The 26,340-nt window shown below is 64.1% G+C and carries 27 protein-coding genes; 16 read left to right on the top strand and 11 right to left on the bottom strand.

Annotation, left to right across the window (positions count from 1 at the left end):
- Window positions 1–15 precede the first annotated feature (15 nt).
- Window positions 16–882, bottom strand: a complete 867-nt coding sequence (locus K0F86_RS17950; protein ID WP_219135663.1) for a universal stress protein — start codon at window positions 880–882, stop codon at window positions 16–18.
- Between the two features lie 168 nt (window positions 883–1,050).
- Here K0F86_RS17950 and phbB point away from each other — a divergent pair, with 168 nt between their 5' ends.
- The gene (gene phbB, locus K0F86_RS17945) at window positions 1,051–1,797 is read left to right on the top strand and encodes an acetoacetyl-CoA reductase (RefSeq protein ID WP_219135662.1); all 747 of its coding nucleotides are present in this window, start codon (window positions 1,051–1,053) and stop codon (window positions 1,795–1,797) included.
- A 175-nt stretch (window positions 1,798–1,972) separates the two neighbouring features.
- Here the strand turns inward: phbB and K0F86_RS17940 are convergent, their stop codons facing one another.
- The 6 genes from K0F86_RS17940 to K0F86_RS17915 all read right to left on the bottom strand — a co-directional run bounded on the left by K0F86_RS17940 (window position 1,973) and on the right by K0F86_RS17915 (window position 6,606).
- Window positions 1,973–2,353 carry a TraR/DksA family transcriptional regulator gene (locus K0F86_RS17940; protein WP_219135661.1) on the bottom strand — a complete coding sequence of 127 codons (381 nt, stop codon included), beginning with the start codon at window positions 2,351–2,353 and terminating at the stop codon, window positions 1,973–1,975.
- Window positions 2,354–2,463: 110 nt separating this feature from the next.
- Entirely contained in the window at window positions 2,464–2,883 is a 420-nt protein-coding gene (locus tag K0F86_RS17935) for a VOC family protein (protein WP_219135660.1), read from the bottom strand.
- Between the two features lie 80 nt (window positions 2,884–2,963).
- Entirely contained in the window at window positions 2,964–3,425 is a 462-nt protein-coding gene (locus tag K0F86_RS17930; protein ID WP_219135659.1) for a hypothetical protein, read from the bottom strand.
- Window positions 3,410–4,228, bottom strand: a complete 819-nt coding sequence (locus tag K0F86_RS17925) for a hypothetical protein (RefSeq protein ID WP_219135658.1) — start codon at window positions 4,226–4,228, stop codon at window positions 3,410–3,412. Before K0F86_RS17925 ends, K0F86_RS17930 begins: the two co-directional genes overlap by 16 nt.
- An 88-nt stretch (window positions 4,229–4,316) precedes the next feature.
- Window positions 4,317–5,099, bottom strand: a complete 783-nt coding sequence (gene otnI / locus K0F86_RS17920; RefSeq protein WP_219135657.1) for a 2-oxo-tetronate isomerase — start codon at window positions 5,097–5,099, stop codon at window positions 4,317–4,319.
- A 133-nt stretch (window positions 5,100–5,232) separates the two neighbouring features.
- On the bottom strand, window positions 5,233–6,606 hold the full coding sequence (locus K0F86_RS17915) for a DEAD/DEAH box helicase (RefSeq protein WP_219135656.1): 1,374 nt from the start codon (window positions 6,604–6,606) through the stop codon (window positions 5,233–5,235).
- Between the two features lie 290 nt (window positions 6,607–6,896).
- On the opposite strand from K0F86_RS17915, the gene K0F86_RS17910 reads away from it, so the two are divergent.
- From K0F86_RS17910 to K0F86_RS17895, 4 genes are all read left to right on the top strand, one after another.
- Window positions 6,897–8,618 (top strand): methyl-accepting chemotaxis protein, encoded by a 1,722-nt coding sequence (locus K0F86_RS17910; RefSeq protein ID WP_219135655.1) that lies wholly within the window; start codon window positions 6,897–6,899, stop codon window positions 8,616–8,618.
- Window positions 8,619–8,718: 100 nt separating this feature from the next.
- Entirely contained in the window at window positions 8,719–9,096 is a 378-nt protein-coding gene (locus K0F86_RS17905; protein ID WP_034758847.1) for a BlaI/MecI/CopY family transcriptional regulator, read from the top strand.
- Between the two features lie 3 nt (window positions 9,097–9,099).
- Window positions 9,100–10,539 (top strand): M23/M56 family metallopeptidase, encoded by a 1,440-nt coding sequence (locus K0F86_RS17900; protein WP_219135654.1) that lies wholly within the window; start codon window positions 9,100–9,102, stop codon window positions 10,537–10,539.
- Between the two features lie 49 nt (window positions 10,540–10,588).
- Window positions 10,589–12,733 carry a TonB-dependent siderophore receptor gene (locus tag K0F86_RS17895; protein WP_219135653.1) on the top strand — a complete coding sequence of 715 codons (2,145 nt, stop codon included), beginning with the start codon at window positions 10,589–10,591 and terminating at the stop codon, window positions 12,731–12,733.
- Window positions 12,734–12,740: 7 nt separating this feature from the next.
- Here the strand turns inward: K0F86_RS17895 and K0F86_RS17890 are convergent, their stop codons facing one another.
- Window positions 12,741–12,995, bottom strand: coding sequence for a hypothetical protein (locus K0F86_RS17890; protein ID WP_219135652.1), 255 nt, complete (start codon window positions 12,993–12,995; stop codon window positions 12,741–12,743).
- A 217-nt stretch (window positions 12,996–13,212) separates the two neighbouring features.
- Here K0F86_RS17890 and K0F86_RS17885 point away from each other — a divergent pair, with 217 nt between their 5' ends.
- Complete coding sequence (locus tag K0F86_RS17885; RefSeq protein ID WP_219135651.1) at window positions 13,213–13,866, top strand: hydrolase; 654 nt, start codon at window positions 13,213–13,215, stop codon at window positions 13,864–13,866.
- Window positions 13,867–13,935: 69 nt separating this feature from the next.
- Window positions 13,936–15,786 (top strand): amidohydrolase, encoded by a 1,851-nt coding sequence (locus K0F86_RS17880; protein WP_219135650.1) that lies wholly within the window; start codon window positions 13,936–13,938, stop codon window positions 15,784–15,786.
- A 14-nt stretch (window positions 15,787–15,800) separates the two neighbouring features.
- On the opposite strand, the gene K0F86_RS17875 is transcribed toward K0F86_RS17880, so the two are convergent.
- Genes K0F86_RS17875 through K0F86_RS17865 form a run of 3 tightly spaced genes read right to left on the bottom strand, consistent with a single transcriptional unit; the run spans window position 15,801 to window position 18,246 of the window.
- The gene (locus tag K0F86_RS17875) at window positions 15,801–17,150 is read right to left on the bottom strand and encodes a VWA domain-containing protein (RefSeq protein WP_219135649.1); all 1,350 of its coding nucleotides are present in this window, start codon (window positions 17,148–17,150) and stop codon (window positions 15,801–15,803) included.
- Window positions 17,150–17,758, bottom strand: coding sequence for a TadE/TadG family type IV pilus assembly protein (locus K0F86_RS17870; protein ID WP_219135648.1), 609 nt, complete (start codon window positions 17,756–17,758; stop codon window positions 17,150–17,152). Before K0F86_RS17870 ends, K0F86_RS17875 begins: the two co-directional genes overlap by 1 nt.
- Complete coding sequence (locus tag K0F86_RS17865; RefSeq protein ID WP_257572216.1) at window positions 17,755–18,246, bottom strand: TadE/TadG family type IV pilus assembly protein; 492 nt, start codon at window positions 18,244–18,246, stop codon at window positions 17,755–17,757. The genes K0F86_RS17870 and K0F86_RS17865 overlap by 4 nt, the downstream gene beginning before the upstream one ends.
- Window positions 18,247–18,522: 276 nt before the next feature.
- On the opposite strand from K0F86_RS17865, the gene K0F86_RS17860 reads away from it, so the two are divergent.
- From K0F86_RS17860 to K0F86_RS17820, 9 genes are all read left to right on the top strand, one after another.
- A complete protein-coding gene (locus K0F86_RS17860) occupies window positions 18,523–20,220 on the top strand; it encodes a sensor histidine kinase (RefSeq protein WP_219135647.1) in 1,698 nt (565 codons plus the stop codon).
- A gap of 39 nt (window positions 20,221–20,259) precedes the next feature.
- Entirely contained in the window at window positions 20,260–20,949 is a 690-nt protein-coding gene (locus K0F86_RS17855; RefSeq protein ID WP_257572215.1) for a response regulator transcription factor, read from the top strand.
- 175 nt (window positions 20,950–21,124) lie between these two features.
- On the top strand, window positions 21,125–21,271 hold the full coding sequence (locus K0F86_RS17850; protein ID WP_165829357.1) for a hypothetical protein: 147 nt from the start codon (window positions 21,125–21,127) through the stop codon (window positions 21,269–21,271).
- 70 nt (window positions 21,272–21,341) lie between these two features.
- Window positions 21,342–21,512, top strand: a complete 171-nt coding sequence (locus tag K0F86_RS17845; protein WP_219135646.1) for a Flp family type IVb pilin — start codon at window positions 21,342–21,344, stop codon at window positions 21,510–21,512.
- A gap of 127 nt (window positions 21,513–21,639) precedes the next feature.
- Window positions 21,640–22,233, top strand: a complete 594-nt coding sequence (locus K0F86_RS17840) for a prepilin peptidase (RefSeq protein ID WP_257572214.1) — start codon at window positions 21,640–21,642, stop codon at window positions 22,231–22,233.
- A 27-nt stretch (window positions 22,234–22,260) separates the two neighbouring features.
- On the top strand, window positions 22,261–23,616 hold the full coding sequence (locus K0F86_RS17835) for an ATP-binding protein (RefSeq protein ID WP_219135645.1): 1,356 nt from the start codon (window positions 22,261–22,263) through the stop codon (window positions 23,614–23,616).
- A 16-nt stretch (window positions 23,617–23,632) separates the two neighbouring features.
- Window positions 23,633–24,475 carry a Flp pilus assembly protein CpaB gene (gene cpaB, locus K0F86_RS17830; RefSeq protein ID WP_219135644.1) on the top strand — a complete coding sequence of 281 codons (843 nt, stop codon included), beginning with the start codon at window positions 23,633–23,635 and terminating at the stop codon, window positions 24,473–24,475.
- Between the two features lie 24 nt (window positions 24,476–24,499).
- Window positions 24,500–26,044, top strand: coding sequence for a type II and III secretion system protein family protein (locus tag K0F86_RS17825; protein WP_219135643.1), 1,545 nt, complete (start codon window positions 24,500–24,502; stop codon window positions 26,042–26,044).
- A gap of 10 nt (window positions 26,045–26,054) precedes the next feature.
- Window positions 26,055–26,333 carry a pilus assembly protein gene (locus tag K0F86_RS17820; RefSeq protein WP_219135642.1) on the top strand — a complete coding sequence of 93 codons (279 nt, stop codon included), beginning with the start codon at window positions 26,055–26,057 and terminating at the stop codon, window positions 26,331–26,333.
- Window positions 26,334–26,340 lie beyond the last annotated feature (7 nt).

Here is a 26,340-nt window from a genome sequence, read left to right as displayed (position 1 = left end):
CGTTCGCAACAGGCCTTAGTGCGCCATCAGCACGGGAATCGTCATGCTCTGCAAAATCGTGCGCGTGACGCCGCCCAGGATGGTTTCGCGCAGGCGCGAATGGCCATACGCTCCCATCACCAGCAAGTCGGCCGACAGGTCGGCGGCCTGCGACAGCAGCGCTTCGCCGATATCGCCGCGCCGCACGCCGCCGCCATCGAGCAGATGCAGCCGCGCTTCCACGCCGTGGCGCGCCAGGTAGTGCGTCAGCTCGGCGCCCGGCTGTTCGCCGTGCTCGGCGGCATGCACCTGGGCATCGAAGATGGCGACGTGGACTTGTCCGGCGCGCTGCAGCAGAGGCAGGGCGGCGCTCACGGCGCGGCTCGCTTCCTTGCTGGCGTTCCAGGAAATGAGCACATTGCGCGCGGCCGCCGGCGGCGACAGCAGGGGCAGCGGCGGCGCATATGGCACGATCAGCACGGGGCGGCCAGAATGCAGCAGCACATAGGCGGGAAAGTCGCGCATCACGGACGGCGATTTATCCTTGGCATTGTATTGGCTGATGACGACCAGGTCCGCATAGCGGGCCAGCAGGCTGATGCCGCCCGCCGCCTCGTCGTCGAGCACGCGCTGTTCGAACGAGGCGACGCCGGCCGCGCGCACCTGTTGCTCGAAACCGTCGAGAGCGCGCGTCGCCCGTTCGCGCAGGAAGTTCAGATGCAAGCTCAGGTTCGGGTCGGCATCGAGGTCGGGCTGGTTCTGGTACAGCAGGCGCGACACGCCCGTCAGCGCCACGCCCGTCAGGTGGCCGCCGCATGCCTGGGCGATGCTGGCTGCCGCTTCGATGCGGGCGGCGCGCCCGGCGCTGTCGTCGATGTGGAGCAATACGGTTTTATATGTCATGGCCTGTCCTCTCGCTGTGCGGTAGCGGCCATTCTGGCACAGTCCGGGGTGCCGGGCGCGCACGACTGCATCAGGCTGAGCGCTTGATCTGGCGCAAAGCCGACAAGAAAAACTGCTCCTACACTTGATCCCACGCAGAACAACCATAACAAGCGGGGAGAGACAGCAATGAAGGAACAAAAGGTAGCACTGGTCACGGGCGGCATGGGCGGCCTGGGCACGGCCTTGTGCCGCCGCCTGCATGCGGCGGGCTTTGCCGTCGTGGCGGCGCATACGCCGGGCAATGCGCGCGTGGCCAGCTGGCTCGACGAGCAACAGGCGCAGCAGTATTATTTTCACCCGCTGGCCATCGACGTGAGCGATTTCGCTGCCTGCAGCGAAGCCGTGGCAAGCGTGCTGGCGCAGTTCGGCCGCATCGACGTGCTGGTCAACAATGCCGGCATCACGCGCGACCAGAGCATGCGGAAGATGGAATTGGCGCACTGGGCCGAGGTCATGCGCACCAATCTCGACAGCCTGTTCAACATGAGCAAGCAGGTGCTGGAACCCATGCTGGAAAAAAAATGGGGTCGCATCATCAATATCTCGTCCGTGAATGGCCAGAAGGGTGCGTTTGGCCAGTGCAACTATGCGGCCGCCAAGGCGGGCGTGCATGGCTTCAGCAAGGCGCTGGCGCTGGAAGTGGCCCGCCACGGCATCACCGTCAACACGGTCTCGCCCGGCTACCTGCGCACGCAGATGGTGACGGCCGTGCCGGCCGATATCCTGGAAACGAAGATCCTGCCGCAGATTCCCCTGGGCCGCCTGGGCGAGCCGGACGAGGTAGCGGCCCTGGTGGCTTACCTGGCGTCCGACGAGGCGGCGTTCGTCACGGGCGCGAACATCGCCATCAATGGCGGACAGCACATGAGCTAACCAAGGTACAGCTGGACACTTGAAGCAGGGCAATGGCAGTAGAGGAGACCCGTCCACCCAGCCGGCACGCACGATGCTGGCGGAGGACGACAGGCAACATGGTAGTCACGCTGGAAAACAGGGGGCAGGGCAGCGATGCCTTGCCCTTTGTTGTTGCGCCGCCGTCATGCTCGCGTCATGCCGCGCCGCGCCGGGCTTTTTCCAGCCGCGTCTGGCAATCGATGCACAGGCGCGCTTCGGGGCGCGCGTTCAGGCGCGACAGGCCGATGGCTTCGCCGCAGTTGTCGCACAGGCCGTAGCTGCCATCGGCAAACTTGGCCAGCGCGTGCCGGATGATGGCCAGCTGCGCCAGGTTGTGCTCGGCCGCTTCGCTGACGAGGGCGTTCAAGGTGCGCACGCTGGCGTTGTCGGCCGGCGAGGCTTCGATTTCATTGAGCAGCGAGGCGCGCGCATCGGCTTCGGCCGACTCGTTCTCGATCTGTTCCTGCAGCGCCAGTTTGCGTTGCTCCAGCACGCCTTGCAGGCGTTGCAGCTGGTCTTGCGGCAATCCATTCATGGTTGTCACCCGGTAGAGGTTACTTCCATTATGGTAGTCCAAGATTGGCCACTCTGCTTGCGCTACTACCCGCGCCGCGTTTGACGCGGCGCAGGCAGGCATGGGCCGTTCTATGCTGGCTCCTTCAGGCAGTTGACCATCCAGGCGACGCCGAACTGGTCTTTCAGCATGCCAAAGCGCTTGGCCCAGAACGTTTCTTCCAGGGGCATCTGGATATTGCCGTCACGCGCCAGCGCGTCGAAGGCCCGTTCCGCTTCCTCCGGCGTGTCGAGGGTCAGGCAGACCGAGCTGCCGCTCATGCCCTTGGCGCCATCTTCCTGGCAGCCGCCGTCCGAGCCCATCAGCATGGTGGGGCCCAACTGCACGGAGCCGTGCATGATCTTGTCGTACCAGTCTTCCTTGACCTGCTGCTGGCCCGGCGAGCCACGAAACGGCATCAGGCACAGGTCCGTGCCATGCAGGTGCTGGCGATAGTATTCCAGCGCTTGCGCGCAATTTCCATTGAATTGCAAATACGGTTCGATACGCATATTGGCCTCCTCTGGTGGTCCCGCGGGCACGATTGCCATGCGGGGACGTCCCAGTATAGGCGCTCGCCGGCCAAATTCAATCAGTCCGGCGCCATCTCTTGCAGCCGCTCACGCACCTTACCCAGGGTGCTGAGAATGCGCTCGGGATTGCGGGCGAGGACGGCGCTGCCCAGGTGCAACAAGCTCGTCGCCAGGCTGATCCAGTGCCGCACGTCGTCGTTGCGGGCGATGCGCAGGCGCACCGTGTCGAGCAGGCCACTGAGCTGGCGTTGCGCCGTTTCCAGGCCGGCGACCGTATGCCCGGCGGCATCGGCATACAGCTGGTTGGCTTGCTGGCGCAAGGCCACTTCCAGGGCGAAGACGGCTTGCGCCTGACTGTGGCTGATACCGTTTTCTCCCTGGCTGGCGCGCTTGCGGATGGCGCGCATGACGGCGCCGTGCAGGGTGATGGCTGCCTGCGACAGGCTGTCGGCCAGTTGCTCCACGCGCATGGCGCTGCTGAGAGCTGCTTCGCGGCGTTCGCTGCCTACCGATCCGTCCATCTTGCCTCCGTGGTGGTGAGGGTGGCAGCGAGCTGGGCGTGTTCACGCCCCAGTGCCGCCAGTTGCCGGCGCGCCAGGGTATGGCGCAATCCAAGCAGCCGATATTCCTCGGTTTTGCTTTGTTGCATGTTTTTCGCCAGCACGGCCAGCAGGCGCTGTTGCGGCGTGTCCGCATAGGCGATTTCCACGTCCAGCAAGCCGAGCACCATGTCGCGCTCGTTGTCGCCGCTCTTGTCGTACAGCGCCAGCAAGCTGTCGAGTGCGGCCAGCAGGGCTTGCAGCGGCGCATCGCCGTCGTGCAGTACCTGCGCCAGGTGCGCCTGCTGGCTGGCCGCGCCGCCCAGGCGTGAGAGTTGCTGCAGCAGCAAGGTGTAGGCGCTGACATGCCGGTCATCGATGCCGCTGCCCGGCCAGGCGCGGATGGCGACGCCGGCACTGGCCAGTTCGGGCTGCACGTCGTATGCATCGGCTTGCGCCAGCCGGCCCAGCGCCTGCAGGTACAGGCGCACGGCTTGCGCCAGGCGCGCGACGTCCGCTTGCGCGGCACGGCGCTGGGCATCGAGCAGGCGTTCGCGCGCGTCTTCGGCCGGCGACAGATAGGGACGCGCGCGCTGGTAGCTGTCCACGTGGCGCTGCGCCAGTTCGCTGAAGGCGTTCAAGGCATCGCTGCCGGCGGCCAGGGCGCGCACCTGCGCCAGGTCGGTGCGTGGAGTGGCGCAGCCGCACAGCACGGCAGCCAGGAAGAGGCTCAGGTGCAGGTTCAGGCCAAGGGCGCGGCCATGGCGGGCGGGCAGGGCGGACACGTCACCTCTCGACAGGAAGTACTGTATGGAAAGGTATTGTCGTGCCGGCCTGCGCTGTCCGCCTTGTGCGGGCGCAAGCGTGCTGCGATCAGGCGCCCGTCAATTGATCGCGCCAGCCCAGTCCGGCCACGGTATCGCCCTTGGGACGGTATTCGCAGCCGACCCAGCCTGCGTAGCCGACCTGGTCCAGCAGCTTGAACAGATGGCGGTAGTTGATTTCGCCCGTGCCCGGTTCGTGGCGGCCCGGCGTGTCGGCGATCTGGATGTGGCGGATCAGGGGCAGCAGGGCGCGGATGGTGTTGCTCAGTTCGCCCTCCATGCGCTGCATGTGATAAATGTCGTATTGCAGGAAGATATTGCTGCGCTGGCAGTCGGCGATGATGTCGGCCGCCTGCTGGCTATGGTTCAAAAAGTAACCGGGCATGTCGTAGCGGTTGATGGGCTCGATCAGCACGTGGATGCCGTGCGGACGGCAGGCGTCGGCCGCATATTGCAGGTTGCCGATCAGGCTTTGCCGCGCCCGTTCCAGGCTCATGCCGGGTGGCACGATGCCGGACATGCAATGCAGCTGTTTTGCGCCCAGCGCCAGCGCGTAGTTGAGCGCCAGTTGCACGTTGCTGCGGAATTCTTCGCCCCGGCGCGGATCGCAGGCGATGCCCCGTTCGCCGTGTTCCCAGTTGCCGGGCGGAAAATTGAAGACGGCCAGCTGCAGATGGTGGCGTTCCAGCCGCATGGCGATCTGGCGCGCCTCGACGACATAGGGAAACAGGAATTCGACGGCATCGAAGCCCGCTTCCCTGGCGGCGGCAAAGCGGTCGAGGAAGGGCAGTTCGGTAAACATCATGCTGAGGTTGGCAGCGAAGTTCGGCATGGCGGCACGCAGGTGAGGATGATGGACACTATCCTAGCCCAAATCGGCAATCGGTGGCGTGCATGAAAAAACCGTTCCAGAAACAAGTCCTGGAACGGTTTTTAGCGTTGCGATACGCGCTTGCCAGCGTGTATTAGCGGCCGCGGCCGCCAGATCTGTGGTTGGCTGCCGAACGCGGCGCATTGCCGGAACGGTTGCCGCCGCCGCCACCGCCGCCCGCCGGGCCGGCGCTGCGTGGCTTGGCGCCGCTGCCGCCGGTTTTCACGCGCACCACAGCGCCCGCTGGCGCGCGGCTGTTGTTGCGGTGACCGCCGGTGCCGCTGCGCAATTGCACAGGCTGGGCGCGGGCGTTCAGGTCCGGCTCGAAGCCTTCGATGACTTCGCGCGGCAGGGTTTGCTTGATCAGCTTTTCGATGTCTTTCAACATTTCGTGCTCATCCACGCAGACCAGCGACACGGCTTCGCCCTTGGCGCCGGCACGACCCGTACGGCCGATACGGTGCACATAGTCTTCCGGGATGTTCGGCAAGTCGTAGTTGACGACGTGCGGCAACTGGTCGATATCGATGCCGCGCGCGGCGATGTCGGTGGCGACCAGCACTTGCAGGGTGCCATCCTTGAACTCGGACAGGGCGCGCGTGCGCGCCGACTGGCTCTTGTTGCCGTGGATGGCCAGAGCGCCAATGCCGTCCGCGCCCAGTTGCTCGACCAGTTTATTGGCGCCATGCTTGGTGCGCGTAAATACCAGTACTTGCGTCCAGTTGTTCGACTTGATCAGGTAGGACAGCATCGGGTGCTTCTTGTCGCGGTCGACCGGATGGATCTTTTGCTGGATCACTTCCACGGTCGAATTGCGGCGCGCTACTTCGATCATGGCTGGCTTGTTCAGCAAGCCGTCGGCCAGGGCCTTGATCTCTTCCGAGAACGTGGCCGAGAACAGCAGGTTCTGGCGTTTCGGCGGCAGCACGGCCAGCACTTTCTTGATGTCGCGGATGAAGCCCATGTCGAGCATGCGGTCGGCTTCGTCGAGAATCAGGATTTCCACTTTCGACAGGTCAACCGTGCCCTGGCCCATGTGGTCCAGCAGGCGGCCCGGCGTGGCGACGAGCACGTCGACGCCGTGTTTGAGCTGCTTGATTTGCGGGTTGATGCCGACGCCGCCGAAGATCACGGTGGAGTTCAGCTTGGTGTATTTGCCGTAGGTGCGCACGCTTTCCTCGACCTGCGCGGCGAGTTCGCGCGTCGGTGCCAGGATCAGCGCGCGGATCGGGCGCGTGGACGTGTTGCTGGTGATGGCTGCGCCATTCGCGTCAGTCGACAGGCGGTGCAGCAAGGGCAGGGTGAAGCCGGCCGTCTTGCCGGTACCGGTTTGTGCGCCGGCCAGCAAATCGCCGCCAGCCAGCACGGCGGGAATCGCCTGCGTCTGGATGGGGGTCGGCACGGTGTAGCCGTGTTCGGTAACGGCACGTACGATAGCGTCGGACAATCCGAGGGAGGAAAAGGACATGGTAACTTTATTGTGAGATCGGCCTGTCGCCATCGGGGGGCGCCAGTCGCAGGCAATCAGATTAGGGGTCGAAAGACAGCGGCAAGGGGACTGGTCATATGTGCCGCACACGCGAAGTATAACAGCATGGCAAAAAAGCGCCGGGTTTGTTTCAGGTACGCAATGCCACAGGTAAAGGAAATGCGTGGCTAGGGCGCGCTCCGGATTGGCGTTATTCACTACTATTGCCTGTAGCACTCCATGCGCGGGACTCACCGTGGCGCCGGGGTGTTCATTCCTGGAGGAATATCATGCGTATCGCCGATCTTCGCATCGCCACCCGCCTGTATGGCGGTTTCGGCACCATCGTCCTGTTGCTGGCCGCCCTGGTCACCGTCGCCACGCTGAATGTCTCGCGGCTGGCCGACGCCAATGCCATCAATACCCACACTTACCAGGTGCTCGCTGAAAACAGCGCGCTCCTGGAAAGCCTGATCAACGTGGAAACGGGCCAGCGCGGCTACGTGATCACGGGCGCGGAGGCGTCGCTGGAACCGTACAAGGCGGGGCAGGCCGCGTTTGGCACGCACCTTGCAGCTGCGCGCGGCTTGACCAGCGATAACCCTGCCCAGCAGGAGCGCCTGACGAAGCTCGATGCTGCCAAGCAAGCCTGGTTGGCTGGTGCGCTCGATCCCGTGATCGCCATGCGGCGCGCCGTGGCGCAGGGCACGGCGGCCATCGAGCCCGTGCTGGCGCTGGAGAAGGAAGGCCGGGGCAAGCAGGGCATGGATGCCATGCGGGCACTGCTGGGCGAGATCGGCCAGGCGGAAACGGTGCTGCTGGCCCGGCGCTCGGAAGCGGCGGCGGCCTTGCAGGCGCGCACGCACTGGACCTTGCTGGGCGGCGGCGCGGCTGCGCTGATCCTGGCCGCCCTGATCGCCTGGTGGCTCGCCCACAACATTTCCGGCCCGCTGCGCGCGGCGATCGACGTGGCCAGGCAGGTGGCGCACGGCGACTTGACGGTGCAGGTGGACGTGCGCTCGAAGGATGAGACGGGCGAGCTGATGCAGGCATTGAAAGACATGACGGCCAACCTGCTGCGCATCGTCACCGAAGTGCGCGGCGGCACGCAGGCCATCGCCACGGCCTCGCGCCAGATTGCCTCGGGCAATATCGACCTGTCCGCGCGCACGGAACAGCAGGCCAGTTCGCTGGAAGAGACGGCGTCCTCGATGGAGGAACTGACCAGCACGGTACAGCGCAATGCGCAGAATGCCAGCGAGGCCAACGGCCTGGCGGCGTCGGCCTCCGCCGTGGCCGGCAAGGGCGGCGCAGTGGTGGCGCAAGTGGTCGACACCATGGGCTCGATCAACGACTCGTCGCGCAAGATCGTCGACATCATCGGTGTGATCGACGGCATCGCCTTCCAGACGAATATCCTGGCCCTGAATGCGGCCGTGGAGGCGGCCCGGGCGGGCGAGCAGGGGCGCGGCTTCGCCGTCGTCGCCACGGAAGTGCGTAATCTGGCCCAAAGATCGGCTGGCGCAGCGAAGGAAATCAAGGCCCTCATCAACGACTCGGTGGCGCAGGTGGAGAGCGGCGCGCGCCTGGTTGACGAGGCGGGCCACACCATGCGCGAGATCGTCGACAGCGTGCACAAGGTCAGCAGCATTGTCGGACAGATCTCGGCCGCCAGCGACGAGCAGCGGGCCGGCATCGAGCAAGTCAACCAGGCGATCGGCGAAATGGACCAGGTGACCCAGCAAAACGCCGCACTGGTGGAAGAGGCTGCCGCAGCGGCGGAATCCATGCAGGAGCAGGCCGCCCGGCTGGCCGATGCGGTGAGCGTGTTCAGGACCGCGCAGGTGGATGCCATTCCGGCACTCGCGTCCCGGCCCGCCGCGCGCCGGCCGGTGCCGCTCAAGGTGGCGCACGCGCCTGCCCGCGTGAGTGGCAAGCCGGTGGTGCGCCATGCGCCGCAAGTTCCGGCCGGCAAACAGCGCTCGGGGGAAGATGAGTGGGAAGAGTTTTAAAACGGGCGTTTTAATGCATGCGACAGATGTCGCGCGTAGTGCTTGCGTTCGTGTGACTGTTGTCGCATAATTGTGTCAACAGTCACTGAAAGGAATCTCCATGAGCACGCCCTCCGTCACCGAACTATCGTTATTGAAAGCCTTGTGGAAAGACCATCCGCTGTCCGCGCGTGAATTGCACGCCAGGGTGGAAGACGAGCTGGGATGGTCGTTTTCGTCCACGCGCAAGACGCTCGAACGCATGCTGGACAAGGGCATGCTGCTGCAGCGCAGCGTGCATGGCGTGCTCGTGTATGAGGCGAACGTGGACAAGGTGGCCACCCTGGCCGCGTTTGCCCACGACTTTGGCCGGCGTGTGATGGAAATCGACAGTCCCTTGCCGGTCAGTATGTTTACGGGCAGCAAACTGGTGGACCAGCAGGAACTGGCGGCGCTGGAACAGCTGCTGCAGGACTGGCCGCTCGAGGGAAAGGAATAAGCGATGCTGCTGTTTTCTCTCACGCTGTTGCAGGCCAGCGCCGCCTGTCTCGTGACCGGCCCACTGCTGTGGGCAATGCTGAGCCTGGCGCAGCGGCGCTGGCCCGCGCTGGCGGCGCAGCGCAGCGTGTGGCTCGGCGCCCAGCTGGTGCTGGCCGCCGTGTTTGTGCTGCCGCTGCTGCCAGATACGCGGCAGCTGAGCTTGGTGCCCGAGGTGAGCGTGCCCGTTTTCCTGGCCAGCGCAGCACCCGACGCGCCAATGGCCATGGCTGCGCCAACTGCCGGGCTGCCATCCGCTGCTTCGTGGCTGGCCCTGGTGTCCTCCGCCTGGGGCCTGATCTATCTGCTGGGCGTTGCTTGCGCTGTCTGGCGCTGGCAGCGTGGCCACGCCATGTTGCGGACCTTGCTGCAGCTGGCGCGGCGTCGCCGGCTGCATGGCATGGATGTGCTGGAAGTGGATGCGCCGATTTCGCCGATGCTGGTGGGCGTGTGGCGGCCGCGTTTGCTGTTGCCGGTGCACCTGGCGCAATTTACGCCGGAACAGCGGCAGTTGGTGATCGCCCATGAGCTGACCCATGCACGCCGGCGCGACCCCTTGCTGCTGCTGCTGGCCAGCATGCTGCAGGCGCTGCTGTGGTTCAATCCGGCCGCGCGCTGGCTGGCCGGCAAGCTGGCTTGGGCGCAAGAGCTCGGTTGCGACCGCCAGGTCCTGGCCCGCCGCGCTCCGCGCCAGCGCCAGCAATATGCGGTGGCCCTGGTCAAGCAGCTGGGGCTGCAGACGCAGGCGCTGCCTGGGCTGGCCTTTGGCGGTGGCCGTATGGCCGAGCGCCTGCTGTGCATGCGTGATGGGCAGCGACGCCCACCTCGGGCCTTGCGGGTGCTGATGGCGCTGCTGCTGTGCGCGATCGGCGCGGCCAGCCTGGCGCTGCAGCCGGCACTGGCGTGGGCTGTGGCAGCCACGCCGGCAGCCACGCCGGTAGCTGCGCTCACTGGGCCGGCGACGGCGCCAGCTACCTGGCGCAATCCTTTGGACAGCATGCGTGTGACCGGCTTCTTTGGCGTGGTACGCCAGATGACGCCACAAGGTCATAGCGGCATCGATCTGGGTGCCAGGCGCGGTACGCCCGTGCATGCGGCGGCCGACGGCATCGCCAGCGTCAGCGAAGATGCGCGCCTTGGCAAGGCCGTCCGCATCGACCATGGCGCTGGCATCGAGTCGCTGTATGCCCATCTCGATCGGGTCACGCTTACTACCGGCATGGCCGTCACGACAGGGCAGGCCATCGGCACGGTGGGGGCCACAGGTCTGGCGACGGGGCCGCATTTGCATTTCGAGGTCACCCGCGACGGGCGCTTGCAGGATCCGCGACAGTGGCTGGCCGGCCTCGATGCCACCGCCACCGCGCGCGCCCTGCGCCTGCGCAAGGAACAATTCGGCCATTAGCGTGAGCCGACCGCAAGCCGACACCACCACAGACCTTTCAGGATTCCCCATGCGATTGAGTATTCTATTGTGCAGCCTTGCGCTGCCGTTGACGGCGCACGTCCATGCCGCAGACGTCCTCCCTTCCGTGACGGTCAATGCCGGCAAAGTGGATCAGCGCCGCAACGACACCGTCGCCGCCATCGTCGTCGGTCACGAGGAACTGATACGCCAGGGCGACCGCGTCCTGGCCGATGCTTTGAAGCGCTTGCCCGGCATTTCCATCGGTGCGCCAGCCGGCACGGCTTCGGGCACGACTGGCGGGCAAATCCAGCTGCGCGGGCTGGGCCAGGGTTATACCCTCATCATGCTCGACGGCGTACCCGTGCCGCCCGGTTTTTCGCTCGACTCTCTGGATCCGGAACTGGTCGAGCGCGTGGAAATCATGCGCGCCGCCACGGCGCAATTTTCCGCCCAGGCGATCGCCGGCTCCATTAATATCGTGCTGAAAAAATCGGGCAAGCGGCGCGAGCGCACCTTCAAGCTGGGGGCGTCCGGCAGCCATGGCATGCCCGCCGGCAGCGCCACCGTGCAGTGGGCGGACAAGGACGGCCGCCTGTCTTACGCGCTGGCCGGCACGCTCGCGCACACGGGGCGCCAGGGCTTGCTCGATGAATGGAACCGCGCATACGATGCGGATGGCAGACCCACGGTGGTGCGCCATATGCCGCTGACGGAACGCGTGACGAGCGCTACGTTGGAGCTGGCGCCCCGTTTGCAATGGGCGCTGGCGGGCGAAGACAGCCTGGCCTGGCAAAGCCTGGTCACCTGGCGCCGCCTGGCCAGCCGCCGCCAGGTGGTGGAAACGTCTTACCTGGGCGGCCATACCGACTATCCGGACAATGACGCCACCTTCAGGCAGGACAGCGGCACCGTGCGCAGCGATCTGCACTGGCTGCGCAAGCTCGGACAGGGGGCCAGCCTCGAAATGAAACTGGGCCTCGATGTCAACCACCGCGGCAGCGATTATCTGTTCCAGGGTGTCGGCGCCGCGCCCGGGCCGGCGAATGTGCGCCGGGTCGATGCGGGCGTGGACGAGGTGGGCGTGCAGACCAGCGGCACCTATCGGCGGACGCTGGGCGAGGGGCACGCACTGGCGGCGGGCTGGGATGCGGGGCACCGGCGGCGCGCGGAATTTCGCCGCGAGCGCCAGCTGTCGCCGGGCGGGCCGCCTGTGCTGCCGGACGAAGACTATGCGATCACGGTGCGGCGCCTGGCCCTGTTCGCGCAGGATGAATGGGAGCTCTCCGCGCGCTGGTCGCTGTATCTGGGGCTGCGCTGGGAAAGCTGGCGCACGGCCAGCGCCACCGGTGGCGCCGGCCCCGTCGACGTGCGCGCGCAGGTATGGAGTCCCGTGCTGCAAAGCCTGTGGAAGCTGGCCGGCAAGGATCAGCTGCGCCTGGCCGTCACGCGTACTTACAAGGCGCCGCAGATTTTCCAGCTGATCCCGCGCCCCTACCTCAACGACAACGGCAATAGCCCCGTGAACCCCGACAACCAGGGCAACCCGGCGCTGCGTCCGGAACTGGCGTGGGGCCTGGACGCGGCCTACGAATACTATCCTGCGGAAGGCGCCATGCTGGGCGCCAGCGCCTCGCTGCGGCGCATCGGCGACGTGATGCTGGACCGGCTGTATCAGGACAAGGGGCGCTGGGTGGCCACGCCCGTCAATCAGGGCAGGGCGCAGGTGCGCGGCATCGAACTGGAAGCGAAGCTGCCGTTGGCGGCGCTGTGGGCGGGCGCCCCCGCGCTGGACCTGCGGGCGAACGTGGCGCGCAACTGGTCGACGGTGGACGCCGTCGCCGGCCCGGACAACCGCCTCGATGGCCAGCTGCCGTGGAGCGCCAACCTGGGCGCCGATTACCGGCTGGCCAGCAGGCCGTTGACCCTGGGCGGCAATCTGCATTACCAGGGCGGTGGACCGTCGCGCGAGTCAAACCAGCTGCTGGCCTGGCAGGGCGCCCGGCGCGAACTGGATCTGTACGCGTTGTGGAAGTTCAGCGACCAGCTGCGCTTGCGCGTGTCGGGCGCCAATCTGCTGCGCCAGCTTGAGCGCACGCGCAGCCTGTATGCGGATGGCGCCGGCAGCCTGCTGCGCACGGTCGATGCGGGCAGCTACCGCACGCTGCGCGTCATGCTCGAAGGCTCCCTGTAGGCTCCATTTAGTCGTCGATCTCTTCGACGGCGTAGCGCACGCCCTGGGCATCGAGCCAGGCATGCAGGGCGGCCAGGCCGTGCCAGGGATCCGGGCGCAGGTGCTGGCATATATACAGGCCGGCGTCCGTCAGCCTGGCTTCGGTATCGGGCCTGGCGCTGCCGGGCGGGCGCGGCGCCGGCGCCGCCAACTCTGGCAGTTGTGCAAGGTGCTGGCGCTGTTCCTGCGTCAGGCTGGCCGTGATCCTGAATTCAAATCCCATGTTTTCTCCTTGATGTGCGGGTTGCTGTTGCGTATATTTCGTATCATCGAAAAAATTGCATATAGCTTGGCATTCTTTCCGTTTTTGTTTTCAAAGTATCTCGTTCATACTGCATAGCACTGGCCCGGCACACACAACGTGAGGCAAGGGAAACAGCAGAAACACCGTACAACGACATCCTTTTTTATATTCAATTATTTTCACTAAGGAAAACATCATGCCTGTCGCTACCGCCCAAGCCGCACAAAAACTGCTGACCCCGAACGATCATACCCTGATCATGATCGACCACCAGTCGCAGATGGCGTTCGCCACCCGTTCCATCGACCTTGCCCTGCTGCGCAACAATGCGGCCCTGGTGGCCAAGGCGGCGTTTGAATTCAAGGTGCCGACGATTTTGACGACGGTGGCCGCCAAATCGTTCTCCGGTCCGATCTTCGATGAAATCCAGTCCGTCTTCCCCGAGCAGGCGCCGATCGACCGCACCAGCATGAACACCTGGGAAGATGCGCGCATCGCCGACAAGGTGAATGGCTACGGCAAGGGCAAGATCGTGCTGGCTGGCCTGTGGACATCCGTCTGCATCGTCGGCCCCGCGCTGTCGGCGCTGGAGCAGGGCTTCGAGGTCTACGTGATTGCCGACGCCAGCGGCGACGTCTCCGACGAAGCCCATGCGATGGCCATGCAGCGCATGATACAGGCGGGCGCGCAGCCGCTGACGTCCGTGCAATACTTGCTGGAATTGCAGCGCGACTGGGCCCGTGGCGAAACCTACAACGAGACGGTGGCGACGGCCGTGGCGCACGGCGGCGGCTATGGCCTGGGCCTGATCTACGCCAAATCCATGTTCAACGCTAGCGAAGGCCATTGATTTTCTACTGATACCCCGGCTCCGCCGCCCGCCGGCGGGGCTGTGTTTTCATTCGATTCGGGAGTTTCCATGCACGCACACACGATCTTGCTCAATGGCCGTTTTCACACGGTCGACCGGACGCAGCCGCTGGCGTCCGCCGTCGCCATCGCCGATGGCAGATTCCTCGCCGTGGGCGACGTTGAAGACGTGATGCGCCATCGTGGTCCCGCCACGCAGTTGATTGACCTGGCTGGCCGCACGGTCATTCCCGGCCTGAACGACTCGCACCTGCACCTGATTCGGGGCGGCTTGAACTACAACCTGGAATTGCGCTGGGAAGGCGTGCCCTCGCTGGCCGACGCCTTGCGCATGCTGAAAGAACAGGCGCTGCGCACGCCGAATCCGCAATGGGTGCGCGTGGTGGGCGGCTGGACGGAGTTCCAGTTTGCGGAAAAACGCATGCCCACGCTCGATGAAATCAACGCGGCCGCGCCCGATACCCCTGTCTTCATCCTGCACCTGTACGACCGTGCCCTGCTGAACCGCGCCGCCCTGCGCGCCGTCGGCTACGATAAAAATACGCCGAACCCGCCGGGCGGAGAAATCGTGCGCGATGCGGCCGGCAACCCCACCGGCTTGCTGATCGCCCGGCCGAACGCCATGCTCTTGTATGCGACCCTGGCGCAAGGCCCGAAGCTGCCGCTCGACTTGCAACTCAATTCCACGCGCCAGTTCATGCGCGAACTGAACCGGCTCGGCATCACCAGCGCCATCGACGCGGGCGGCGGCTTCCAGAATTATCCCGAGGATTACTCCGTCGTCGACGAGCTGGCGCAAAAAGAGCAGCTGACCATCCGCATCGCCTACAACCTGTTCACGCAAAACAAGGGCGCGGAACTGCAGGACTTCCAGAAGTGGACCGGCATGATCAAGCCCGGCGACGGCACGGATTACTATCGGCATAACGGCGCCGGCGAAATGCTGGTGTTCTCGGCCGCCGACTTCGAGGATTTCCTCGAGCCGCGCCCGGAGCTGGCGGCCGGCATGGAGGATGAACTGGAAAAGGTCGTGCGCCACCTGGTCGAGCAACGCTGGCCGTTCCGCCTGCACGCCACCTATGACGAATCGATCAGCCGCATGCTCGACGTGTTCGAAAAGGTCAACCGCGACACGCCGTTCGCCGGCTTGCACTGGCTGTTCGACCACGCGGAAACCATCAGCCCGAAAAATATCGACCGCGTCAGGGCGCTGGGCGGCGGCATCGCCATCCAGCACCGCATGGCCTTCCAGGGCGAATATTTTGTCGAGCGCTATGGCGCCGATGCAGCCAAGGCCACGCCGCCCGTGCAGCGCATGCTGGACGCGGGCGTACCTGTCGGCGGCGGCACGGATGCCACCAGGGTGGCCAGCTACAACCCGTGGACGGCGCTGTACTGGCTGGTTTCGGGACGCACCGTGGGCGGCCTGGCCCTGACGGAGGCGGCGGGTAGATTGTCGCGCGACACGGCACTGGAGTTGTGGACGGCGGGCAGCGCCTGGTTTTCCAGCGAGCAAGGCAAGAAGGGGCGCATCCGCGAGGGCATGCTGGCCGATCTTGCCGTGTTGTCGGCCGATTATTTCGCCGTGCCGGAAGAGGCGATCAAGTCCATCGACTCCGTGCTGACCATGGTGGGTGGCAAGATCGTCTACGGCCAGGGGCCATTTTCCGCCCTGGCGCCGCCCCCGATTCCCGTGCTGCCCGAGTGGTCGCCCGTGCGCGCGGTGCCCGGCCACTACCGGCCCGCGGCCAGGCCGGCGCAAGCCTTGCTGCCGCACCAGTGCGCGGGCGCCTGCGGCGTGCACGCCCACGCCCACGACCGGGCGCGCAAGTCGGCCGTGCCGATCAGCGATTTTTCCGGTTTCTGGGGCACCTTGGGCTGCAGCTGCTTTGCCTTCTAGCCGATGGCCATGCCTTATTTGGAAATGCGCAGGATGGCCGAGGCGAGCCGCGTGAAGCAGGGGCTCAGGTCGCTTTCGGTGGCCGCGTAGCAGTACAGGCCCATGGGTTCGGCCGGCTTGCGGCAACGCGTAGGCGCATCGCTCGTATTGGCCATGCAGCGCAGCAAGTCTGCGCCCAGTTCATTATCCGGCCCCTCCGGCGTGATCAGCGATGCGCCCATGCCCAAGGTGAAGACGAAAATGCCTTCCTGGCGCGACTTGGCTGCGATGGCTTCGGCCAGGTTGCGCGAGGCGCGGTGCACATTGCTCCACTGGTCCTGCGACGAGGATACGGATGCCGTCACGGGGCGCGGCGTACTGGTCACGATGGGAAATTCGCGTGCATTCGGATCGTTGGGCAGGGTCTCCAGGTTGTTCGCGTTATACCAGAGGGGGAGGGAAGTAATCGTGCCGGAGTCGCAAATACTTTTCAACAGAGTGTTGGTGGTGCGCATCTGGTACAGGCCGGCCAGCGCGTCCGATTGAAATTTGGTGTAGGTGGCGAGTCCGCCGGCGATCGTGCATTTATTGCCCGAGTTCGGAAAGTACCCGGAAAAGGCGGCCGGCGAACCATCGGAAAAAAACACGATGACGCGCAGGCTGGAGCGGTTGAGCGGGCTGATGTCTTTCAGCTGCTTGCGCGCCTGCCACATGCCTTCGGCCGAATTGGTGCCGCCTTCAAAGGAAAAACTCTTGATCGCCGCCGTGGTCGTGGTGCGGTTGAAGCCGCGCGTAATGGGATTGATGGCCAGATCGACTTGCGCATCCGAGGCGAAATGCAGCAGGCCTACGCGGTCCACGCTGGAATTGAATTTATTCAGGAAGGAGTTGCCTGCCGCCCGCACGGCAGTGGCATTGCCAGACAGCGAACCCGAGGTATCCATCACCAGCACCATGTCGAGGTCCTTGCGGATGGTTTGCGCGGCGGCTGCCACGTTCAGGGTCTTGAAGCCGAGTATGCCCATCAGCGAGACGGGCAGGGAGGCGGTGGCGGAGACGTCGATGGTGACGGTGCCCTTGTCGAAGGTCACACCGACGGGGTTGAGTACGGGCGTGGAGAGCAGGAATTTGTCGGGATAGTTGATGTCAAAAAATTCCTTGGCCGATTGGCGCGCGTTGGCCGCCTGCGCTGCCTGTGTATCGCCCAGGGTCACGCCGCGCGCCGCCGCCAGGCTGGCCGAATCGACTGCCGCGTTGAGCTTGGCCTTGACGAAATAGCCGAGCGCCGAATCGATGGCCAGGCCCGCCGAGGCGATCAGGACGACGGCCGACAGCGCCACCATGATCAGCACTTGGCCGCTTTGTCGCTTGTGTGGAATGCGCATCAGAATACCGTCATCGAATAAAGGTTGGGGCCGAGGACAGGCGTCGTGCTGTCGCCAATTTTTAACGTGCCAAACAGCATGTCGAAATTATAGAAAGTCTCCACGGCATAAATCAGTTCGCCATCGGACAGCTGGCCCGACATCAGTGACACTGCGGGGGCACTTTCGGCCTGGGCGATATTGGTGCACGTGCCATTGCTCCAGCTACCGCATTGCCACACCTGGCTGGCGGGCAGGTAGCCGCTGGCCTTCGCGCCGGCGTCCCAGCGGTACTGTTCCAGCACGATATTGCGCAAGCCGCTCTTCGCCGTGTAGCCCATGATCTTGGTAATGTAGATCATGCCGCGCTTGTTCATGTCCAGCGGCGGCGTGCTGGCGGCCAGCGCATTCATGATGGTCTGGCTCGATCCGCTCAGGTCGGTGGTCGAGCGCGAGGCCAGGTTGGCGCCTTCGCGGCTGATGTTGAGCAGGATGATCTTGGCCTGGATGGCGCGCGACAGGTCGACCACCATGAACAGCAGCAGGGCCAGCAGCGGCAGCACGATGGCAAATTCCACGGCGGCGATGCCGCGCGCGGCGCGCCGCGCAGGAGAGTGGGAACGCATCATAGACCGCCAAAGCTTTCATTGCGCATGGTGGCGGCCACCACGTAGGGCGCCTTGCCGTCCTTGTAGAAGGCGGCCATCATCGGCGTGGCGAATGTCCAGTTGTATGCGACGGAGATCACGACGATATCGCCCGCGTTGCCGAACATGCCGGCACTGGTGCCGCTGACGCCGTTCACCGTGATGACGGGATTGACCTTGTCGTAGATACCCATCGAACTATCCTTCATTTTTTGAATGACGGCCTGGTAGCGCTGCTGGTTGCTGCTGGCGGGATCGAGATCGCTGTTGCCCGTCACGGCATAGCGCGCCCCCTCACGCACCGCATGCTGCATGGTGAGATTGGCGAAATATGCCATGCTCAGTTCGATGATGCCTATCATGAACAGCAGGAAGACCGGTGCGATGATGGCGAACTCGACGATGGCGGAGCCGCATTGCCTGAATTTGCCTTGCGGGGACCGGAAGGGTGTGGCCTGGTTGAGCATCATGTCTGGTATCCGTATCAAGGCTCGCGCCGGCATCGGTGTGATGGCGGGCCTGTTGCCCATGGGTCACTCTTCATTGTATCTCGCTTCGAGTGCGCAAGGGTGGCACCAAAGTGCATATAAATCAAGTTTCTTGCAATAAATGTAGTTAATTGATTACTCCATACCCCTGAGTAACGTTCCTGAGAGTAAGATGCGGAGGCTTAATAAATTAAAGAATAATCAACCATTGTCCTGGTGATCCAGCCGATGGTGTTTTTGAAAAGTGAATAAATCAGCATGCCGCAACAGCAACAACTGCAAGAGGAACCAAATGCCGATACGGCATTGCCAATGGTCGATCATGCAGACTTGATCATGATCTCTGGCATGCGCCTGCTGCTGTCGGTGACGGCCTTATTAACGCTGATCATCAACCCGGGCAAGCTGGGTGTGCCGAATCAGCTGGCCTGGTTGATCCTGTGTTCATACGTTCTGCATAGCGCAGTGCTGTTTGTTTTTCTTTATTTCAAGCATCCGGTAGTGCATGGCAAGGTGATATGCTGGCTCGACGTGCTGTGGTGCGGCCTGATCGTGTATGGTACCGGCGGCGCCGAAAGCTATTTTTTCCCTTTCTTTTTCTTCGTTATCCTGGCGGCGTCGTTTCAGCGCGGACTCGATGAAGGCGCGCGCATCACGCTTGCCTCCTGTGTTCTGCTGGTGCTGGCATCGGTGGCGTCGACCCCTGAGCTGATCATTTCGCACCTGTTGCTGCGCACCACCTTTGTCATGGCGCTCGGCTACATGATTGCGTACTGGGGCGGCCTGGGGCTGTTGCAGAAGCGCCGCCTGGCGTTGTTGCGCGAGGTCAGCCAGCAATCGAATCCCCGCTTTGGCGTCGACCACACGGTGGCGTCGGTCTTGCAGAAAGCGCGTGCCTTTTTTGACGCCAGCAGCTGTATCCTCGTCATGCGCGAGGGCGATGGGGCGCAGTGGCAGTTGCGCACGGCGCTCGAAGAGAGAGGCGGACACGCGGGGCGTGTCAGCCAGCTGAGCGAAGCCGCGGTGGCGCCGCTGATGGTGTTCGGTGCCAGCCAGAGCGTGCTGTACGCGCCGTCGTTGCGCGCGCGCCTGGGACTGGCGAGCGTGCTCACGGGAGTCGAACGCGGCAGTGCGAAGTGGCAGCGGCTCGATGCGCATGGGCCGCAGGGCACGGCGCTGGCCGAACTGCTCGATGCGCGCTCCTTCATCAGCGTGCCCCTTCCTTTGCATAAGGGACTGGGCCGCATCTACGTGATCTCCGCGAAGAACCGGCTGACCCGGGCCGACGCCAGATTCCTGCTGCATATCGTGGCGCAAGTGTTCCCCCTGATTGAAAACATCGCCATTCTCGACAAGCTGGCCTCCGGCGCGGCGTACCGCGAGCGGCAAAAGATTGCGCGCGACTTGCACGATTCGACCATCCAGCCGTATATCGGCCTGCGCCATGGCTTGAGCGCCTTGCGCGCCAAGGCGGCTGCCGACAGCCCCTTGCTGGCCGATCTCGACCAGCTGATCGACATGAGTGGCCAGGTGATTGGCGACCTGCGCCGGATGGCGCAGACGGTGCGCGGCGGCGCGGAGCGGGAACAGGTGACCTTGCTGGTGGCGTTGCGGCGCCAGGCGGAGCAGTTGAAGAAGTTTTTTGGCATCACGATCGAGATCGTCTCGGACAGCGCGTTTGATCTCAGCGACCGGCTGGCAGCCGAAGTATTCCAGATCGTAAATGAAGGCATGAGCAATATCCGCAAGCACACCACCGCCCGCGAGGGCCGCGTGACACTCGTCTGCGATGCGCATGCCTTGTCGATATCGATAGAGAATGCCGGCGAAACGTCGTCCCGCGTCGAGTTCATGCCTGCCTCCATTGCTGAACGCGTCATGGCGCTGGGCGGTCGGGTGCAGGTCAGCCAGGGCGCTGATGGCGCCACCACCGTGCATATTGAAATTCCAGTCTGACGGCAAGAGCGTCACGGCTGCCCCGTTAAAGGCCATCGTATGTCAAGTCTGCATCCCATCCGCGTCATGCTGGTTGATGATCATAAAACCATGTTGTGGGGACTGGAAAAACTGCTGGAAGAGGCGCAACCGGCGATGCAGGTGGTCGCCAGCACCAGTACGATAGGCCGCGCGCTGGAGCTTGCCGAGAGCTTGCGCCCCGATATTGTCGTGCTGGACGTGGACCTCGCCGGCGTGTGTTCCGTCGATTTCATCCCCGCGCTGTTGGCCAATGGCGTCACGCGGGCGGTGATGTTCAGCGGCACGCGCGACCAGGAGGTGCTGGGCCGCGCCGTGCGCAGCGGCGCGCGCGGCGTGATCGGCAAGGAGGCGGCGGGGGAGCAGGTGATCGATACCATTGCCAGGGTACATCGCGGCGAATTGTGCCTGGACCAGGCCTTGCTGGGCAGTCTGCTGGGAGCGCTGATCAAGCCGGCGCCAGCACCGGCGCCGCCCGATCCCGAAATGGCGCGCATTGCCCAGCTGACCCTCAAGGAGCGCAAGATAGTCGCCATGATGGTCGAAGGCAATGGGGCACTCAACAAGACCATCGCGCAGCGCGCCTTCATTTCCGAACAAACCTTGCGCAATCACTTGACATCGATTTACAGCAAGCTGGACGTTGCCAACCGCCTGGAACTGTATGTATACGCGGTGAAGAACGGGCTGGCGGCGCCCCAGGAATGCTGATGCCATTACAAATGTACTGATGCCGTGTAGGAAAATAGGCTCTTTTGTACTGGCAATAAAATGACTTTTGTCTGATTAGTATCAATGTGTCTTTCCATACAATACCGTTATCAGCAATCGGTGATTGTCGCTGAGTTAGCCAGACTGAAAATGCGAACGGTGACAGGAGCTGGAAATGCGCTTGAACGATGGTGGGACGGGTGAGCTTGCGTATTTCTTGCAAGATCAAAGTGGTAACTCATTTTTCGAACATGCTTTGCTGCTGTCGCTGATGGCCGTAGTGTTCCTGCTTGCGCTGCTGGCTATATGCAAGGGTTCATAAGTGAGCAATTTACTGCTTGCATCAGCAGTCCCACATGACGTTGTTAACACTTACTCTGAATGGATTAATCATGAATTTCATCAAAAATTTTATCGCTGAAGAAGATGGCGTTACCGCAATCGAATACGGCCTGATCGCTGCGCTGATCGCTGCCGTGATCGTTTTGTCCGTGACTTCGATCGGCACCAACCTCTCGACCGTGTTTACCAATATTGCCAAAAAGATTGCCGGAACTCCTTAAGCATATGCATCAGGGCAAGCCGCACGCCAAGCGTGTACTTGCCACTGTGATGGCCCGGATCATATTGCATGGCGCCGGGCCATTTTTGTTTGTACCGAGTCCTTGTCCTTCCTGTGCCGGATAATTCATGTACACCGATCTTTTCCTGAGCTGGTTGCCGGCAGTCCTGCTGGCCGTTCTGCTGCTGCTGGCCGTGTACCACGACGTGCGCAGCCGCCGCATTCCGAACCGCCTGGTGTTGGCCGGTGCGCTGGCCGGACTCTTGCTCAATACGCTGTTGCCGCCCGGTGCAGGACTGTTGACGGCCGCGCCCGGCGCGCTCGGCTTCTGGCCGGCCCTGGGTGGCCTGGCCCTGGGCCTGGCGCTGCTGATGCCGATGTACGCGCTCAAGGCGCTGGGCGCCGGCGACGTGAAACTGATGGCGATGGTGGGCGCTTTTGTCGGCCCGCACAGCGTCTTCTTTTGCCTGCTGAGCAGCCTGCTCGCGGGCGGCGTGCTGGCGCTGGCCGTGGCGGCGTTCCACGGCACGCTGCGCCAGGTTGCGAGCAACAGCTATTACCTGGTATTGAATAGCCTGATGCGCGCCATCGCTACGCAACGGCCCGATATCGATGCGCCTGCCAAGCCCAGCGGCCAGTTGCCCTATGCCATCGCCATCGCCAGCGGCACCTCGCTCTACCTGCTGCTGGCCGCCAGCGGCCAGCTGGGAAGGTTCGCATGATCCATGGCGTCTTCTGTACCTGTGCCCATGCCTGCTGATCTGCTTGCCGCGCCAGCGGCCCAGCGTGCCCCGCGCACCGTCGAAGAGACAGGCTTGCCCTTCTTTTTCCTGGTCGAACTGCTGGTGAAGGTGCTGTTCCAGCGGGGACAGCTGCACCTGCCCGAGTTGGCCAGCTACGTCAAGCTGGGCCTGGGCGTACTCGATCCCGTGATCGTTTTCATGCGGCAGGAAAAAATGTGCGAGGTCATGCGTCGCGGCGCCAGCGGCACGGATGCCGACATCCACTACCAGTTGACGGACAGCGGCCGCCAGCGCGCCCTCGAGTGCCTGGCGCGCAATGCCTATGCGGGCCCATGTCCCGTGCCGCTGGCCGCCTACAACGCGCAGGTGGCGGCGCAAAGCGTGGCCAACATGCATGTCACGCGCCCGCAGGTACAGGCCAGCTTCGACGGCGTGGTCGTTAATCCTGCCGTGCTCGACCAGTTGGGCGCGGCCATGAATTCCGGGCGCGCCATTTTCATCTACGGTGCCGCCGGCAGCGGCAAGACGTATCTGGCCGAACGCCTGCAAGACTTGCTGCAAGGGGCCATTGCCCTGCCTTACGCCATCATGGTCGATGGCGAAGTCGTGCCCTTTTATGACCCGGTGCTGCATCTGCCGGCGGCGCAGCAGCAGGAAGCGCCGGCCGGCATCGAGCGCGCCGTGCAGCTCGACGCGCGCTGGGTACGCGGCGTGCGCCGTCCGGCCGTGCTCACCGGCGGTGAGCTGACCCTGGAAATGCTGGACCTGCGCTTCGACAGCGTGACGCGTTTGTACCGCGCGCCGCCGCACCTGAAGGCCAACAACGGCATTTTCATCATCGACGACCTGGGGCGCCAGCGCTGTTCGCCGCTGGAACTGATGAACCGCTGGATCGTGCCGATGGACCGCGCCATCGATTACCTGTCGCTGCACAACGGCCACACCTTCCAGGTGCCGTTCGACGTGGTGGTGGTGTTTTCCTCGAATTTTCTGCCCGAGCGCCTGTCGGATGCGGCCTTCCTGCGCCGCCTGGGCTACAAGATCGAAGTGCCGGCGCTCAGCGCAGCGCATTACGAAACCGTATTTCGCCAGACCTGTGCCGCCTACGGCATGGAGTTCGATGCGGCCGCCTTTGCCTTCCTGCTGCAGCGCCATGCGCGCGGCGCGACGCCCTTGCTGGCCTGCTATCCGCGCGACCTGCTGCGCCAGGTACGCGACCTGGCCCGCTACGAGGGCACGGCGGCGCAACTGAACGAGCAGGTGCTGGACTGGGCCTGGAACAATTATTTTGCCGGCGCGAATCAGCGCCAGGGCGCCGATGACATGGCCGTGCAAGAGCGGCGTGAACCGAAATCAAGCTGAAGTCAGAGGAAAAACGATGCGAAATACCCGTGCTTTACTCATGTTGCTGCTGGCCCTGGTGCTGGCTGGTGCCGCCGTGCTGACGGCGGCGATCTGGATGGGCGGCCAGAGTACGCCGTCGAACCAGAAGATCGTCGTGGCCCTGGTCGATATCGGCGTGGGCACGAAGATCACTCCGCTCATGTTGCGCAGCATGGACTGGCCCGCCGGCGCGCAGCCGCCCGGTGCCTTTGCCGACAGCAAGGCGCTCGACGGGCGCATCACGCGCACGGCCATCAGCCTGGGTGAACCGGTGCTGGAAAGCAAACTTGCACCGCCGGGCACGAGCGGTGGCCTGTCGTCCATCGTGGCAGACGGCAAGCGCGCCATGACCGTACGCGTCAACGATGTGGTGGGGGTGGCGGGCTTTGCCTTGCCTGGCAACTTTGTCGACATCCTCGTCAATACCCAGGACGACCGCGCCAAGGCCAGCGGTGGCGCCGAACTGGCCATTTCCAAGATCGTGCTCGAACGCATCCTGGTGCTGGCCGTGGCGCAGGAATCGAACCGCGATGACAACAAGCCCAAGGTGGTCAATGCGGTGACCCTGGAATTGACGCCGGACCAGGTGGAAAAGCTCGATCTGGCGCGCAGCGTGGGCACCTTGTCGCTGGTGCTGCGCAACCAGATCGATCCGGCGCCCGTCAACACGGGCGGCGCCACCAAGGAATCGCTGCTGGGACTCAAGCCGCTGGTGCCGGTCGCCGCGCCGCGCGCGGCTGCGCCAGCGCCAGTGCGGCAGGCGCCGCGTGCTCCCGCACCACCGGCCGAGAGCGTCAAAGTGATCACGGGCATGGACACGCGTGTCCAGCAATTTTAAAAATTTCAGAACCAGGGATAGTTGATGACCTCATTTCGTACCCGTATCGTCAGGCCCCGCTTGACCTTGGCCCTGGCCCTGAGTGGCTTGACGGCGAGCTTGCTGTGGCAGCCCGGCGCCAGCGCCGCGCCCGCCGTGCGCAAGGTGGACGCCGTCAGCCAGGCGGCCCCGTTGTCGCTGGGGGCCGATATCGCCCGGCTGGGTCCGCCGATCCGCTTGTCCGTCGGCAAGTCGACCTTGCGCAGCCTGACGCGTGCCGTCTCGCAGATCGCCGTCAATGATCCGAAGGTGGCGGGCGCCAGGCTGCTGGGCAGTTCCAGCGAGCTGTATATCTGGGGCCTGGCACCGGGCAGCACCAATCTGATTCTGTGGGACAAGGATCACCGTCCCGTGATCGTCGATATCGAAGTCGGTGTCGATGCCGACGGCTTGCAGGCGCAACTGGCGCTTGTGTTCCCGCGTGAAACAGATCTCAAGGCCAGCTCGGCCGGCGGCGCGATCGTGCTGACGGGCATGGTATCGGATGCCGTCAAGGCCAGCCAGATCATGGCCATGGCCACTGCGTTCGCACAGCGGGGCGCCGGCGAAGCGGCGGCGCCCGTTGCGACAGCGGGTGTGATGCCAGCGCCCGCTGCCGCTGCTGGCGGTGCCGCCGGTGCTGGCGCGGGCGCCGCGGGCGTGAGCGTGATCAATATGCTGACCATCGCCGCGCCGCAGCAGGTGATGCTGGAAGTAAAAATTGCCGAGGTCTCGAAAACCCTCGTCGACCAGCTGGGCGCCAGCATCGGCGCGCGCGCCAGCAGCGGCAACTGGACCTACAGTTTCCTGTCGAACTTGTTGAGTGGCAATCCCAGCATGATCGATGGCTTCAACGGCAAAAACGGCAATTTCCTCACGCTCGATGCGCAAAAGCGCGACGGCCTCGTGAAAGTGCTGGCCGAACCGAACATCATGGCCATCAGCGGCCAGGAAGCCAGCTTCCTTGCCGGCGGCAAGATCTACATTCCCGTCTCGCAAGACAGCGCCACCAACAAGATCACCCTGGAAGAAAAGGAATTCGGTATCGCCGTCAAGTTCACGCCCACCGTGCTCGATGGCGGGCGCATCAACCTGAAGGTGGCGCCGGAAGTGTCGGAACTGAACAAGGACGGCATCGGCATCACCACGGGCGGCACCGCCGGCAGCGCCATCCTGCCGGCGTTTACCACGCGGCGCGCCACCACCACGGTGCAATTGTTCGACGGCCAGAGCTTCGCCATCGGCGGCTTGATCAAGAACAACGTGACCACGAATATCAAGGCGCTGCCGATGCTGGGCGAGATTCCCGTGCTGGGCGCCTTGTTCCGCAGCAGCGATTTCCAGACCGACCGCACCGAACTGGTGTTCATCATCACGCCGCACCTGGTCAAGCCGCTGGCCGGCGACTACGTGCTGCCGACCGATGCCTATGTGGCGCCCAGCCGCGCGCAATTCTTCCTGCAAGGGAAGATGGAAGGCAATCCCAAGGCGCCGCCAGCGGCCGACAAACAACCGGGCGCCGCAGCGGCGACCGGCTTCGACCTTCAATAGGAGAGTGAGCATGCAGCGTCCTCCATTCCTTCCCCTGCTGTGCGTGCTGCTGGCGTCGTTTGCCGCCAGCGGCTGCACCACCACGCCGCACTTCGACCGCAACTTTGGCCGCAGCGTCGATTTGCTGCGTGCCCAGCAAGTGATCAACCCGCAGGCGGGACTGAACCGCGACCCGGTGACTGGCCTCGATGGCAAGGCGGCGGTGGCGGGCTATAACGCGTACCAGAAGTCGTTCAGCGCGCCGGTGCCGCAATCGGGCGCCATGACGATCAGCCTCGGACGCCAATGAACATGTC

The sequence above is a fragment of the Janthinobacterium sp. UMAB-60 genome, assembly GCF_900095235.1.
Lineage (GTDB): Bacteria > Pseudomonadota > Gammaproteobacteria > Burkholderiales > Burkholderiaceae_D > Janthinobacterium.
The sequence above is the reverse complement of the archived record's forward strand: the minus strand, read 5'-3'. Positions and strand labels throughout refer to the sequence as shown.

Excerpts from the sequence above, each read along its gene's own strand:
- K0F86_RS17950 (WP_219135663.1), bottom strand. The coding sequence starts at position 882 with ATGACATATAAAACCGTATTGCTCCACATCGACGACAGCGCCGGGCGC.
- phbB (WP_219135662.1), top strand. The coding sequence starts at position 1,051 with ATGAAGGAACAAAAGGTAGCACTGGTCACGGGCGGCATGGGCGGCCTG.
- K0F86_RS17940 (WP_219135661.1), bottom strand. The coding sequence starts at position 2,353 with ATGAATGGATTGCCGCAAGACCAGCTGCAACGCCTGCAAGGCGTGCTG.
- K0F86_RS17935 (WP_219135660.1), bottom strand. The coding sequence starts at position 2,883 with ATGCGTATCGAACCGTATTTGCAATTCAATGGAAATTGCGCGCAAGCG.
- K0F86_RS17930 (WP_219135659.1), bottom strand. The coding sequence starts at position 3,425 with ATGGACGGATCGGTAGGCAGCGAACGCCGCGAAGCAGCTCTCAGCAGC.
- otnI (WP_219135657.1), bottom strand. The coding sequence starts at position 5,099 with ATGCCGAACTTCGCTGCCAACCTCAGCATGATGTTTACCGAACTGCCC.
- K0F86_RS17915 (WP_219135656.1), bottom strand. The coding sequence starts at position 6,606 with ATGTCCTTTTCCTCCCTCGGATTGTCCGACGCTATCGTACGTGCCGTT.
- K0F86_RS17910 (WP_219135655.1), top strand. The coding sequence starts at position 6,897 with ATGCGTATCGCCGATCTTCGCATCGCCACCCGCCTGTATGGCGGTTTC.
- K0F86_RS17905 (WP_034758847.1), top strand. The coding sequence starts at position 8,719 with ATGAGCACGCCCTCCGTCACCGAACTATCGTTATTGAAAGCCTTGTGG.
- K0F86_RS17900 (WP_219135654.1), top strand. The coding sequence starts at position 9,100 with ATGCTGCTGTTTTCTCTCACGCTGTTGCAGGCCAGCGCCGCCTGTCTC.
- K0F86_RS17895 (WP_219135653.1), top strand. The coding sequence starts at position 10,589 with ATGCGATTGAGTATTCTATTGTGCAGCCTTGCGCTGCCGTTGACGGCG.
- K0F86_RS17890 (WP_219135652.1), bottom strand. The coding sequence starts at position 12,995 with ATGGGATTTGAATTCAGGATCACGGCCAGCCTGACGCAGGAACAGCGC.
- K0F86_RS17885 (WP_219135651.1), top strand. The coding sequence starts at position 13,213 with ATGCCTGTCGCTACCGCCCAAGCCGCACAAAAACTGCTGACCCCGAAC.
- K0F86_RS17880 (WP_219135650.1), top strand. The coding sequence starts at position 13,936 with ATGCACGCACACACGATCTTGCTCAATGGCCGTTTTCACACGGTCGAC.
- K0F86_RS17875 (WP_219135649.1), bottom strand. The coding sequence starts at position 17,150 with ATGCGCATTCCACACAAGCGACAAAGCGGCCAAGTGCTGATCATGGTG.
- K0F86_RS17870 (WP_219135648.1), bottom strand. The coding sequence starts at position 17,758 with ATGATGCGTTCCCACTCTCCTGCGCGGCGCGCCGCGCGCGGCATCGCC.
- K0F86_RS17865 (WP_257572216.1), bottom strand. The coding sequence starts at position 18,246 with ATGATGCTCAACCAGGCCACACCCTTCCGGTCCCCGCAAGGCAAATTC.
- K0F86_RS17860 (WP_219135647.1), top strand. The coding sequence starts at position 18,523 with ATGCCGCAACAGCAACAACTGCAAGAGGAACCAAATGCCGATACGGCA.
- K0F86_RS17855 (WP_257572215.1), top strand. The coding sequence starts at position 20,260 with ATGTCAAGTCTGCATCCCATCCGCGTCATGCTGGTTGATGATCATAAA.
- K0F86_RS17850 (WP_165829357.1), top strand. The coding sequence starts at position 21,125 with ATGCGCTTGAACGATGGTGGGACGGGTGAGCTTGCGTATTTCTTGCAA.
- K0F86_RS17845 (WP_219135646.1), top strand. The coding sequence starts at position 21,342 with ATGAATTTCATCAAAAATTTTATCGCTGAAGAAGATGGCGTTACCGCA.
- K0F86_RS17840 (WP_257572214.1), top strand. The coding sequence starts at position 21,640 with ATGTACACCGATCTTTTCCTGAGCTGGTTGCCGGCAGTCCTGCTGGCC.
- K0F86_RS17835 (WP_219135645.1), top strand. The coding sequence starts at position 22,261 with ATGCCTGCTGATCTGCTTGCCGCGCCAGCGGCCCAGCGTGCCCCGCGC.
- cpaB (WP_219135644.1), top strand. The coding sequence starts at position 23,633 with ATGCGAAATACCCGTGCTTTACTCATGTTGCTGCTGGCCCTGGTGCTG.
- K0F86_RS17825 (WP_219135643.1), top strand. The coding sequence starts at position 24,500 with ATGACCTCATTTCGTACCCGTATCGTCAGGCCCCGCTTGACCTTGGCC.
- K0F86_RS17820 (WP_219135642.1), top strand. The coding sequence starts at position 26,055 with ATGCAGCGTCCTCCATTCCTTCCCCTGCTGTGCGTGCTGCTGGCGTCG.